This is a genomic window from Pseudomonas fildesensis (assembly GCF_001050345.1).
GTDB lineage: Bacteria > Pseudomonadota > Gammaproteobacteria > Pseudomonadales > Pseudomonadaceae > Aquipseudomonas > Aquipseudomonas fildesensis.
In genome coordinates this window covers 43,823-56,424 of the sequence record NZ_LFMW01000004.1, presented here as the reverse complement: position 1 = coordinate 56,424, position 12,602 = coordinate 43,823, and the positions used below count along the sequence as shown (strand labels likewise).

At 60.0% G+C, this 12,602-nt stretch carries 9 protein-coding genes; 3 read left to right on the top strand and 6 right to left on the bottom strand.

The features are described from left to right. Positions 1-15: 15 nt before the first annotated feature. The 4 genes from ACR52_RS06655 to rpsU all read right to left on the bottom strand — a co-directional run bounded on the left by ACR52_RS06655 (position 16) and on the right by rpsU (position 8,442). On the bottom strand, positions 16-3,759 hold the full coding sequence (locus tag ACR52_RS06655) for a bifunctional diguanylate cyclase/phosphodiesterase (protein ID WP_048722096.1): 3,744 nt from the start codon (positions 3,757-3,759) through the stop codon (positions 16-18). 134 nt (positions 3,760-3,893) lie between these two features. Continuing rightward, positions 3,894-5,744 carry an RNA polymerase sigma factor RpoD gene (rpoD, locus tag ACR52_RS06650; protein WP_048722094.1) on the bottom strand — a complete coding sequence of 617 codons (1,851 nt, stop codon included), beginning with the start codon at positions 5,742-5,744 and terminating at the stop codon, positions 3,894-3,896. Positions 5,745-5,811: 67 nt separating this feature from the next. Next, positions 5,812-7,782 carry a DNA primase gene (gene dnaG / locus ACR52_RS06645; protein ID WP_048722090.1) on the bottom strand — a complete coding sequence of 657 codons (1,971 nt, stop codon included), beginning with the start codon at positions 7,780-7,782 and terminating at the stop codon, positions 5,812-5,814. 444 nt (positions 7,783-8,226) lie between these two features. Beyond that, positions 8,227-8,442: a 30S ribosomal protein S21 gene (gene rpsU, locus ACR52_RS29200; protein ID WP_002551877.1), complete on the bottom strand. Its 216-nt coding sequence runs from the start codon at positions 8,440-8,442 to the stop codon at positions 8,227-8,229. Positions 8,443-8,645: 203 nt separating this feature from the next. Here rpsU and tsaD point away from each other — a divergent pair, with 203 nt between their 5' ends. Continuing rightward, complete coding sequence (tsaD, locus tag ACR52_RS06635) at positions 8,646-9,671, top strand: tRNA (adenosine(37)-N6)-threonylcarbamoyltransferase complex transferase subunit TsaD (RefSeq protein WP_048722084.1); 1,026 nt, start codon at positions 8,646-8,648, stop codon at positions 9,669-9,671. Between the two features lie 33 nt (positions 9,672-9,704). Here the strand turns inward: tsaD and plsY are convergent, their stop codons facing one another. After that, positions 9,705-10,274: a glycerol-3-phosphate 1-O-acyltransferase PlsY gene (gene plsY, locus ACR52_RS06630; RefSeq protein WP_048722082.1), complete on the bottom strand. Its 570-nt coding sequence runs from the start codon at positions 10,272-10,274 to the stop codon at positions 9,705-9,707. Positions 10,275-10,348: 74 nt separating this feature from the next. Here plsY and folB point away from each other — a divergent pair, with 74 nt between their 5' ends. Together folB and folK are read left to right on the top strand one after the other, a co-directional pair. Continuing rightward, positions 10,349-10,702: a dihydroneopterin aldolase gene (folB, locus tag ACR52_RS06625; RefSeq protein ID WP_048722079.1), complete on the top strand. Its 354-nt coding sequence runs from the start codon at positions 10,349-10,351 to the stop codon at positions 10,700-10,702. Then, on the top strand, positions 10,693-11,211 hold the full coding sequence (folK, locus tag ACR52_RS06620) for a 2-amino-4-hydroxy-6-hydroxymethyldihydropteridine diphosphokinase (protein WP_048722078.1): 519 nt from the start codon (positions 10,693-10,695) through the stop codon (positions 11,209-11,211). The genes folB and folK overlap by 10 nt, the downstream gene beginning before the upstream one ends. 158 nt (positions 11,212-11,369) lie before the next feature. Here the strand turns inward: folK and ACR52_RS06615 are convergent, their stop codons facing one another. Next, positions 11,370-12,599: a multifunctional CCA addition/repair protein gene (locus ACR52_RS06615; protein WP_048722075.1), complete on the bottom strand. Its 1,230-nt coding sequence runs from the start codon at positions 12,597-12,599 to the stop codon at positions 11,370-11,372. Positions 12,600-12,602 lie beyond the last annotated feature (3 nt).

Here is a 12,602-nt window from a genome sequence, read left to right as displayed (position 1 = left end):
TCAGTAGGTCGCGGATTATAGCGATGGTTTCTCCGCTGTGCTATCCGAAAAATCCTCAATCCTCATACGAAGGAAGGTCGAGGCAAAAAGCGCCGGCGGCAAGGGCAGGCTGACGATGTAGCCTTGCATTTGTTCGCAACCTTCGGCAGCCAGGAAGGCTTGTTGTGCGGCGTTTTCCACGCCTTCGGCAATGATGGTGAATTGCATGCTGTGGCCCAGGGCGATGATGGCGCGCACGATGGCGGCGTCGTGGGGGTCGTCGGGCAGGCCGCGGACGAAGGATTGGTCGATCTTCAGGAAGTCCAGCGGCAGCCGCTTGAGGTAACTGAGGGACGAGTAGCCGGTACCGAAGTCGTCAATTGCCAGCTGTACGCCCAGGCGCTTGAGCTGGTGCAGCACTTCCAGCGCTTCTTCGGCCTGGCTCATGATGAAGTTCTCGGTGATCTCCAGTTGCAGGCAGCCAGGTTCCAGGCGGTAGTCGCGCAGCAACTGTTCGATGCGAGCCAGCAAGCCGGGGTGACGCAGTTGTGCGCCGGCGAGGTTGACCGACAGCGGGCCGAAATCCTCAAAGGAGCCTTGCCAGGCGTGCAGTTGCTGGCAGGCTTGTTCAAGTACCCAATCGCCAATCTGCAGGATCATGCCGTTCTCTTCGGCGAGGGCGATGAAGTGTTCGGGCGGCACGTCGCCGAAGGTGGGGTGATGCCAGCGGAGTAGGGCTTCGGCACCGATCAGTTCTTGGGTCACCAGGCTGAGTTTTGGCTGGTAATACAGGCTCAGCTCTTCACGTTCGATGGCGCGGCGCAGTTCGTGCTCCAGTGCCACGCGCTCCTTGGCCTGGGTGGTGAGGTCGTGGGTGTAGCTTTCGACCCGGTTACGGCCTTTGGCCTTGGAACGGTACATCGCGGCGTCGGCGTTTTTGACCAGGGTTGCGACGTCGGTGCCGTCCTGGGGGTACAGGCTGGTGCCGATGCTGGCGCTGATAAAGAACTCGTGTTCGCCGGCCTGGAACGGCGGGGTGAAGCAGGCCAGCAGTTTATTGGCCAGATATTGGGCATCACTGGCGTGTTGAAGGCCGGGCAGCAGGATGATGAATTCATCACCGCCCAGGCGGGCGACGGTATCGATGTCGCGCAGTTGTTCCTTGAGGCGTACTGCGATGTCTTTGAGCAGCAGGTCGCCGATGGGGTGGCCGAGGCTGTCGTTGATGTGTTTGAAACGGTCCAGGTCGAGAAACAGCACCGCGCCCTGTTTGCCGGTTTCCTGATGGCCGTTGAGGGCGGCCTGTAATCGACTTTCGAACAGTGTCCGGTTGGGCAGGCCGGTCAGTGGGTCGTGGTGCGCCTGGTAGTCGAGGCGGGCCTGGGCCAGCTTGAGGCTGGAGATGTCGGCAAACACGGCGACGAAGTGCGTGATCAACTGATCACGGTTGCGCACGGCGCTGATGGTCAGCCAGCTGGGGTACAACTCGCCATTCTTGCGGCGGTTGGAGATCTCGCCCTGCCAGTGACCTTGTGCGGTCAATTGGTGCCACATGGCGGCATAGAACGCGCTGTCATGCAGGCCGGAGGCGAGCAGGCGCGGGGTATGGCCGAGGGCTTCGGCTTCGCTGTAACCGGTGATCTCGCTGAAGGCGCGGTTGACGGCGCTGATGTTCTGCCGGGTGTCGGTGATCAACACTCCTTCGGCGGTGCTTTCGAAGACGGTGGCGGCCTGTTGCAGTTTTTCCTGCATCAGATGGCGCTCGGTGATGTCCCGGGCGATGGTCAACATGCAGTCTTCATCGCCGATGGGCAGTGGGCGGCTAGACACTTCACAAAGCCGAATCTGCCCGTCGCTGCGGCGTATATGGCACATGAAGTCGCGCACGAACCCGTCACGTTGCAGTAACTCCAGCATGTGCTTGCGTTCGTTAAGGTCGACCCAGATGCCCAGGTCCAGGGTCGACTGGTCGAGAGAGGTGGCGCTGGCAAAGCCGGTAATGCGGGTGAAACCCTCGTTCACCTCGATCAGCAAGCCATCGCGCTGACGGCTCAGCAGCAAACCATCGGGTGACGCATGGAAAGCCTTGGCAAATTTTTCTTCGGAGGTTTGCAACTGCTGCTGGGTTTCCTTGAGCTGGGTGATATCACGCACCACCACCACCAGGGCTTCGGTGGTGTCGAGTTGGAATGGCTCGGCGGAAATCAGCCCGGTAAACGCTTGGCCATTGCTGCGCAGAAAAGGCATCTCCAGGTTGCGAATGCTGGTGGTCTGTACCCGTTGCAGCAAGTCCGGGCCGATGCCTGGGATGCCCCAGATATTCAGTGCGCTGGCGGTTTTGCCGATCACGTCTTCAGCCTTGAGGCCCACTTGGTCTTCGAACGCTTTGTTGACCTCCAGCAGGCAACCGTCCGACAGCCGCGCGATAACCAATATGTCAGGGCACTGCTGGAACACGGAGGCAAACTTCTGCTCGGAGAGTTGCAGCGCTTCTTCCGTGCGTTTGGCTTCGCTGATATCGATCATCAGACCGCGCAGAACGGGCTCCTGGCCGTGCTCGATCAGGCTGACAATGTCACGTACCCACAGGCACCGGCCGTCGGCTGTGATTACACGGTAATCGACGCTGTGATCGCGGTTCGCACGGGTTTCGCGATAGCAGTACGCTTCTGTTCGTGTCAGGTCTGCGGGGTGGATGATGTTGCGCCAGAAACCCGGAATCAGCCAATGGGCACGGGGATAACCCAGTAGATCCTCGGCATGTGGCGACACGTAGCTGTAGGTGAAATCGGCGACGCTGGCCTCCCAGGCGATGGCGGACAGGCTCTCCACCAAGCCGCGATAGTGGTATTCGCTGCTGCGCAGTTCTTGTTCGAGGGCCACGCGGCGGGCAATTTCCGAGCTGAGCCGGCGATTGATCCTGATCACGATGGCCAATACGGTGCTTAGCAGCAGTGCGGCGGGCAGGCCGTACATCAACAGGTCTGCCCAAAATGTGTGGTGATCGGTGAGGCTGCCGACCCAGCGTTGCTGGATGGCTTCGGTCTCCTCGGGGCTGAGGTCGGCCAGGACCTTGTCGAGGATAGCCACCAGCATTTTGTTATCGCGAGGCACGCCCATCGCCAGTTGGTAGCGATAAGGCGTTTCGCCACTGACGTACAGACCGTCGAGCTTGAGCTGGCGTAGGCTCCAGACGCTTGAGGCCAGATCGCCGACCACCGCATCCACTGCGTCGGTGGCCAATGCTTGCAGAGTCGAACTGACGTTTGGCATCGCCACCAGGTTGAGATCGGGGTGGTGGGTGCGCAGCAATTCGTGGGGAGCGTAATTTTCCACCACGGCGATCTTCAGCCCATAAAGGTCTTTAAGGTTGCGCGGTTGGGCGCCTCCTTCGTGGGCAAGGATGACGATGGGGAAGTCCAGATAGGGGCGCGTGAACGCCATGAAACTCTGGCGCTCGGGGGTGGACATGATGCCAGGCAGCAGGTCTAGCTGGTTGCTCCGGGCCAGCTCCAGTACGGCGCTCCAGTTAACCGGCTCGATCAGCTTAATCCTGACGCCCAGACGGTCCTGGATCAGGCGTACATAGTCCGCTGCCAGACCTTGGTAACGGCCGTCCTCATCACGGTATTCGAAGGGTGGCCATGACGCGTCCACCCCCAGGCGCAGCTCCTGATGGTCCGCCAACCAGCCACGCTCGTCATCAGTAAGCGTCAACGCGCCAGCCGTTGCGGTCCAGGTCAGCAGCGACAGCAGTATCACGGTCGGCAATCTGGGCATAACGGTCTCGTTATGGCACGGGGAATGTCTCGAGTGTAGACGGGCATTGCGGGGGTGGGGTTTTGCGGGGCAGTTAATCTATAGAAAGAAATCTATAGAAAGCAAAACCCCCGGCCTGGGCCGGGGGTTCTGGGTCACTCGTCGAGGAAGGAGCGTAGATGCTCGCTTCGCGTCGGGTGGCGCAACTTGCGCAGCGCCTTGGCTTCGATCTGACGGATCCGCTCACGCGTCACGTCAAACTGCTTACCGACTTCCTCAAGGGTGTGGTCGGTATTCATGTCGATGCCGAAACGCATGCGCAGTACCTTGGCTTCACGGGCAGTGAGGCCGGACAGTACGTCGCGAGTCGCTTCTTTCAAGCTCTCAACGGTGGCGACATCGATTGGCGACTGCATCGTCGAGTCTTCGATGAAGTCACCCAGATGGGAGTCTTCGTCATCACCGATCGGGGTTTCCATGGAGATCGGCTCTTTAGCGATCTTCAATACCTTGCGGATTTTATCCTCAGGCATTTCCATGCGTTCGCCCAGCTCTTCCGGGGTCGGTTCGCGACCCATTTCCTGCAACATCTGCCGGGAAATACGGTTGAGCTTGTTGATCGTCTCGATCATGTGCACCGGAATACGGATGGTGCGGGCCTGGTCGGCAATCGAGCGAGTGATCGCCTGACGGATCCACCAGGTGGCATAAGTCGAGAACTTGTAACCGCGACGGTATTCGAACTTGTCCACAGCCTTCATCAAGCCGATGTTGCCTTCCTGGATCAGATCGAGGAATTGCAGGCCACGGTTGGTGTACTTCTTGGCGATGGAGATCACCAGACGCAAGTTCGCTTCAACCATCTCTTTCTTCGCGCGGCGGGCCTTGGCCTCACCGATCGACATGCGACGGTTGATGTCCTTGATCTCGGCAATCGTCAGACCGGTTTCGGTCTGCAGCGCGATCAGTTTCTGCTGGCAACGGATGATGTCGGGCTGCAGGCGACCAATGGCTTCAGCGTATTTCGCCTTGCCCTTGGCCAGTGCGTCGGTCCAGCTTTCGTCAACTTCGTTGCCCGGGAACTGGCGCAGGAAGTCGGTACGCGGCATGCGCGCATCACGAACGCAGAGCTGCATGATTGCACGCTCTTGTGCACGCAGACGCTCAAGGGCGCTACGAACACGCTCAACCAGGCCTTCGAATTGCTTCGGCACCAGCTTGATCGGCATGAACAGCTCGGCCAGCAGCACCAGCTCGGCAATCGCCAGCTTGTTGGAGCGACCGTGCTTTTTCAGGGCCTTGCGGGTGACTTCCATTTGATCGGAAACCGCACCGAAACGCTGGGCGGCGATGATCGGGTCTGGACCGCTTTCGACTTCATCTTCGTCATCGCTGCTGGCTTCAGCATCGTCGTCTTCGGCTTCGTCGTCCGCTTTCACGGCTTTCGGGTCGACAGGCGGCGGTACTTCGGCAGCGGGTGGCGCAATGCCGTCGTCCGGGTCGATATAACCGCTCAGGACGTCGGACAGGCGGCCACCTTCGGTGGTGACACGAGTGTACTCGGAGAGAATGTGGTCAACCGTGCCAGGGAAGTGCGCAATTGCGCCCATCACTTCACGGATACCCTCTTCAATACGCTTGGCGATTTCGATTTCGCCTTCGCGTGTCAGCAACTCGACGGTACCCATTTCACGCATATACATGCGCACAGGGTCAGTCGTGCGACCGATGTCGGTCTCCACCGCGGCCAACGCGGCAGCGGCTTCTTCAGCGGCTGCCTCGTCGGTATCGGCGTCGGCCAACATAAGGGCGTCCGCATCCGGAGCACTCTCGTGTACGGGGATCCCCATGTCATTAATCATGCGGATGATGTCTTCAACCTGCTCTGGATCTGAAATATCCTCAGGCAGGTGATCGTTGACCTCTGCGTAAGTCAGATACTTCTGCTCACGACCAAGGGTGATCAACTCTTTGATACGAGACTGCTGTTGCGCTTTTCCGGACATAACACCCTATCCACTGAAGGTCTTGGCGGGCAAAAAACAAGCCGAGGATTATACCCGAGCTATGACCTCACGCGCCAGCTGAGGTCGGGTTTGATGCGGAAACATTCTGTTTTAAGAGGTCGCGCATCTGTTTTGCTATCTGAATTTGCTCTTCAGCCGATAATCCCGGCTGCTTTGCTCTCTTGATGAGTTCATCGAGGGTCTGCGTGTGCTGGCCCGCGGATAACCTATTAATGGTGTCTAAAAACTGTTGTTCAAGGTTGTCGCCGTCAATTAGCCACTCCTTTTCCGCGAGTGCCTTCAATAAGCGACCCTGTTCTGTGCCATGCCAACGAGCCATCAACTGAATTGAGTTTAGCTTAGGATTTTTCTGCACGGCCCCGATCAGGGCTATCAGCACCTGGGCGTAGGTATTGCTCTCGTTGGCAAAATGATCGGCGCTTTCAACCTTTCCTGCCAATTGTGGGTGGTGGATCAGTGTGCGCAACGCAATCAGCGTTGGGGCTTCCACTGCCACGGGCGTACGCGGAGCGTAGGATTCATCGCGATCACCGCGCTTGCCGTTCTTGCTCCACGGTTTCTTGTCCCATTTCTTGCCGCCGGCGCCGGGCTTCTTCGGTGTCCACTCTTGCTGGGGCGTATACGCCTCCTGCGGCTGGTGGAAGTCGGAATAGTCCGGCATGGCGTCGTAGTCCATGCCTGGGTCGTAGGCGGGCGGCGCATCTTGCGGTGCGCTGTGCACCAGCTGGCTGACTGCTTCGCCACTCAATCCGGTAATTTCCAGCAGGCGCTGACGCATCAGGGTGCGCAGGTTGGCGCCCGGGACCTTGTCGATCAGCGGCGCCGCAAGGGTGGCCATGTGGGCTTTGCCTTCGAGGGAGCGTGGGTCGGCTTCTTCGGTCAATTGCTGGAAGAAGTAATCCGCCAGCGGCTGCGCGTGCTGGATGATGCGCGCGCGGAATGCGTCGGTGCCTTCGGAGCGGACCAGGGTGTCCGGGTCTTCGCCTTCGGGCAGGAACAGAAAGCGCGCACGACGCCCATCCTGCAGGCTCGACAGCGTGGCTTCGAGGGCGCGCCAGGCGGCGTTGCGGCCGGCCTGATCGCCGTCGAAACAGAACAGCACGCTGGGCACGACGCGGAACAGGCGTTTCAAGTGTTCTTCACTGGTGGCGGTGCCCAGGGTCGCCACGGCGTTACGCAGGCCTTGCTGGGCCAGGGCGATCACGTCCATATAGCCTTCAACCACGATGATCTCATCGAGGTTGCGGTTGTTCTTGCGCGCTTCGAACAGGCCGTAGAGTTCCTGGCCCTTGTGGAATACCGCGGTTTCCGGGGAGTTCAGGTACTTGGGCTTGTCGTCCCCGAGTACTCGGCCGCCAAAGGCGATGATCCGGCCACGGCTGTCGCGGATCGGGAACATCACGCGGTCGCGGAAGCGGTCATAGCGCTTGCCGGTCTCGGCGTTTTCCACCAGCAGCCCGGCGTCGATCATGGCTTTCTGCTGCAGGGTGTCGCTGCTCAGGTGCTTGTAGAGGTTGTCCCAGCCCGGCGGGGCGAAGCCGAGGCCGAAGTCCCGGGCGATTTCACCGGTGAGGCCGCGACCCTTGAGGTAATCGACGGCGGCCTTGCGCTGCGGATGGCTTTTAAGCGCCTGACGATAGAAGTCAGCGGCGGCCGTCAGCAGCGGGTACAGCGGCGAATCGGTGGGTTGCCGCGGTTTGTGCGGGCGACCACTTTCTTCGCGGGGGATTTCCATGCCGGCGGCTTTCGCCAGGTCCTCGATGGCCTGGGGGAAGTCCAGGTTATCGTGGTCCATGAGGAAGCCGAGGGCGTTGCCGCCCGCGCCGCAGCCGAAGCAGTAGTAGAACTGCTTATCGGGGCTGACGCTGAACGATGGGGTCTTTTCCTTGTGAAACGGGCAGCAGGCGGTGTAGTTCTTGCCGGCTTTTTTCAGTTGCACGCGCGAGCTGACAACATCGACGATGTCGGTGCGGTTCAGAAGGTCGTCAATAAAGCTCTGGGGAATCAGCCCGGCCATGGCGTTCTCGTCATCACTGCGTGTAAATGAGGGCCCGCGAAGCGTTCAAGCGCACGTGTTGTGTGGCTCGACCATCAATCGTCTGCTTGGGCTGCATGGAAGTGTATCTGCCGAACATTTACTGACGTTAGATTCTAATCAGTCTTTGGCGTGGAAATGTTGCCCTGACGTCCGGTCTTGGCCAATGGTAGGCCTCGGAAGCGCATCGGTGGGCACAGTCGACCTGTTGATCGCCTGTTTAAAAAATAAGTGTGCTCGTCAGTAGCCTTGTTAGGCTCGTCAGAAGAGACGTGCACCGCTGGCAAAAGAGCCAGTCCTGACGTTTGAAGCAGTGTCTCGGTCGCGTGTGCGGCGTCGACGGTGAAGCATCAAGCGATATCCGCAAATGCCAACAGCCCGGCTGAGGGCCGGGCTTGGCAGAAGCTTGCTACGAACGTCTGTGTATTAGTACAGACGAACGGCGCGGCGCTGCTCGCGCTGAACTTTCTTGGCGTGACGCTTAACAGCGGCTGCTGCCTTGCGCTTACGCTCAGAAGTTGGCTTCTCATAAAATTCGCGGCTACGAACTTCAGCCAGAACACCGGCTTTTTCGCAGGAGCGCTTGAAACGACGCAGAGCTACGTCGAAGGGTTCGTTCTCTTTTACTTTGACGGCTGGCATCCAGAGCTACCTTCTTTCATTACCGGGAATCAACGTTCTCGTCGCAAAAAATTCGCGGCTGAGGTCGTCGGTTTTTAAGGGTTGCGGATGTTAACCCCTCATTGTCCGGAATGCAAAGCCTCTGATCGAAAACCGCTAGTCGGGAGGGGGAGTGGCGACTATTATGCGCGCCTTCGAATTCAGCCTCTACAAGGCGCAAACCCATGCTAGTACTGGGACTTGAAACCTCCTGCGACGAAACCGGTGTCGCACTATACGACAGTGAACGCGGGCTCTTGGCCGATGCACTGTTCAGTCAGATCGACCTTCACCGTGCCTATGGCGGCGTGGTGCCGGAGCTTGCCAGTCGCGATCACGTCAAGCGCATGCTGCCGCTGATTCGCCAGGTGCTGGACGAGGCGGGTTGCGTGCCCACCGAGATCGATGCCATCGCCTACACCGCCGGCCCTGGATTGGTCGGAGCCCTGCTGGTTGGGGCCTCTTGCGCCCAGGCGCTGGCTTTTGCCTGGGGCATTCCAGCCCTGGGTGTGCATCATATGGAAGGCCATTTACTGGCCCCGATGCTGGAAAAAACACCGCCGCAGTTCCCGTTCGTCGCTTTGTTGGTTTCGGGTGGACATACGCAGCTGGTTCAGGTCGACGGGATCGGTCAATACACGCTGTTGGGTGAGTCCCTGGACGACGCCGCGGGAGAAGCGTTCGACAAGACCGCGAAGATGATGGGCCTCAATTACCCCGGCGGCCCGGAAATCGCTCGCCTCGCCGAAAAGGGCGTCGTCGGCCGCTTTACCTTCCCGCGTCCGATGTGCGATCGCCCAGGCTTGATGTTCAGCTTCAGCGGCTTGAAAACCTCCGCGTTGAACACCTGGCAGCAGAGCGTCAGCGCCGGGGACGACAGTGAGCAAGCCCGTTGCGACATCGCGCTGGCGTTCCAGCAGGCCGTGGTGGAGACTTTGACCATCAAGTGCAAGCGCGCCCTGAAACAATCGGGCATGAAGCGCCTGGTGATCGCAGGGGGCGTCAGCGCCAACAAGGCGTTGCGCACTTCGCTGGAAAAAATGCTCGGCGACATGAAGGGCGATGTGTTCTACGCCCGCCCTGAGTTCTGCACCGACAATGGTGCGATGATCGCCTATGCCGGTTGTCAGCGCCTGCAAGCCGGGCAGCACGAAAGCCTGGCTATCAGCGTGCAGGCACGCTGGCCGATGGAGCAGCTTTCACCGTTGTAAGTGCTCAATGTGAGCCGGGCTCATCGAGCGTATTTAAAAATGCCGTTCGCGCCCGGCAAACAGGTCGCGTAAATTGCCCCGGTGGCGCCAGACGATCAACAGTGTCAGCACGCTCATCGGCAGCAGCGCCGCTGGTTCCTGCCAGGCCAGCAAAGGCAGGGTGAGCGGGGTGGCGATCAACGCGGCCAATGAGCTGGTGCGGGTCAGGTAGAACGTCAGCAGCCAGGCGACAATGGCCAACAATGCCGCGGGTGGGTAAATCCCCAGCAGCATGCCGGCCGCCGTCGCGACACCTTTGCCACCGCGAAAGCGGAAGTACAACGGAAACAAATGGCCCAGGACGGCGCAGACGCCGATCCAGGCCTGTTGTTGCAGGGCAAGGCCGGCGAGGCTGGCGATCAGTACGGGCAACAGGCCCTTGCAGAGGTCGCCCAGCAGCGTCAATACGGCGAGCTTCTTGCCGGCCAGGCGCAACATGTTGGTGGCGCCGGCATTGCCTGAGCCACTCATTCGCGGGTCGGGATTTCCCGTCAGGCGGCTGAGCAATATGGCGAAGGACAGCGAGCCGAGCAGGTAGGCGAGAGTCGCCAGTAACCAAAACATGCTAACTATTCCGGGCGAGGACGCCCTGATTCTAACGGGGCATCGCGCCCTTGTCGTGCTGCGGAGAAGAGTGCTTGGACAGAGTGTTTATCGAAGGCCTGGAAGTCGACACCGTGATCGGGGCCTACGACTGGGAGCGCGGCATCCGACAATGCCTGCGCCTGGACCTGAGCTTCGCCTGGGACAACCGCCCGGCCGCCGCCGGTGACGACCTGACCTTGGCGCTGGATTACGCCAGCGTGTCCGCGCGCATTCAAGCCTTTGCCGAGCACGCCCAATTCCAGCTGGTGGAAACCTTCGCCGAGCGCCTGGCCGAAGTGCTCATGAGTGAATTCCAGATTCCCTGGTTGCACCTCAAGTTGACCAAGCCAGGTGCCGTGCCGGCTGCCAAGGGCGTGGGCGTGGAGATCGAGCGCGGATGTCGCTAACTCAGGTTTACCTTGGCCTTGGCAGCAATATCGAGCGCGAGACTCACCTGTGCGCCGGCCTCGACGCGCTGGCTGGCTTTTTGACGGACGTGCGCTGTTCGGCGGTGTTCGAGAGCCAGCCGGTGGGCATCAAGAGCGGGCCGTTCTTCAATCTGGTGGTGTCGGCGTATACCGACCTGCCGTTGATGGAGCTGGATCGTCGGTTGAAGTTTATCGAGGCGGACAACGGCCGCTATGCGCCAGATCGCAAGGGGCTGCCGTTGGATATCGACGTGCTGCTGTATGGCGAGTTGGTGGGTAACTTCGATGGTTTGATCCTGCCTCGGGCAGAGATCCTGAAAAATGCGTTTGTGCTGTGGCCGTTGTCGTTGATGGCGCCGCAACGCGTGCATCCTGAGGCGGGCAAAACCTTGGCGGCATTGTGGCGCGACGCGCAGATTGATCAAGTCCTGGCGCCTGTCAGTTTCGAATGGCAGGGCCAGCAACTCACCCCGGACGCGCTCTTGTAGGCGCCGAGCTTCTTGTGGCGAGGGAGCTTGCTCCCGCTGGGCTGCGAAGCGGCCCCAAATAAGAAGACCGCATTCTCCCTGCCAAGACTCAACAGTAGGGTTTAGGGCCGCTGCGCAGCCCAACGGGAGCAAGCTCCCTCGCCACAGGAGGGCAGCGTCTAGAGAATGGGCTGTTCTTTGTAGGCCTTCAGCGCTTTCAGGCGTTCGCGCTTGAGCGCTTCGCCAAGCTCGGGGCCTTTGAAGCCTTTCTCAAGCAACGGCGCCACTGGCACTTCACGTGCGGCCTTGGCTGCACCGCGCAAATAATCAGCCTGTGGATAACTTCGCTGCTCAAGCCCCTTGCGGCCCCGTGCGTCCATTTCGCATGCCGCCACAAATTCTTCAAAACGCTGCGGCCGCCGGTACACGTCAAAACTCTGCAGCAACTCCAACAATGTCGAAGCTTTCAGCTCCAGCGCACGATGGCCATGGGTATGGTATTGGCCCACCAACAGCGCCAGTTCCTGGCAATCCCTCGGCACCTTGAAGCGTTCGTTCACTGCCTTGATCAGCTTCAAACCCCGCTGTTCGTGGGCAATATGCTGTGGCAACTTATCCACAGGCGTCAGGCCCTTGCCCAGATCGTGCATCAGGCAGGCCCAGCGAACCGTCAACGGCTGGGCGTGCACAGCGGCCTGCTCCAGCACGCTCAGGGTGTGCACGCCGGTGTCGATCTCGGGGTGATGGGCTTCGGGTTGTGGCACGCCGAACAGTGCATCCACTTCCGGCATCAAGGTTTTCAGCGCGTCGCAGTTGCGCAGTACCTGGATAAACACTTGAGGTTGGTCTTCCATCAGCGCCCGGGAGATTTCTTTCCAGCTGCGCTCCGGGGTCAGGGCCTCCAGTTCGCCGGATTCGCTGAGCTGCCGCATCAGCGCCAAGGTTTCGGGAGCCACCGTGAAACCCAGGTGCGCATAGCGCGCGGCAAAACGCGCAACGCGTAGTACTCGCAGGGGGTCTTCGGCGAATGCGGGGGAAACGTGGCGCAAAATTCGCGCTTCCAGGTCGATCTGGCCGTGATACGGATCGGTCAGCGTTCCGTCATCGTCTTCCGCCATGGCGTTGATGGTCAGGTCGCGACGGATCAAGTCCTCTTCCAGCGTAACTTCAGGGCTGGCGTGAAACACAAAGCCGCCATACCCTCGGCCACTCTTGCGCTCGGTGCGAGCAAGGGCGTATTCGTCGCCGTTTTTAGGGTCCAGGAATACCGGGAAGTCAGCGCCCACGGGCTTGTAGCCTCTGGCGAGCATTTCTTCGGTGGTCGCGCCCACGACGACGCGGTCGATATCGGTGACTTTGATGCCCAGCAAGCGGTCGCGTACCGCGCCGCCGACTTTGTAGATTTTCATGAA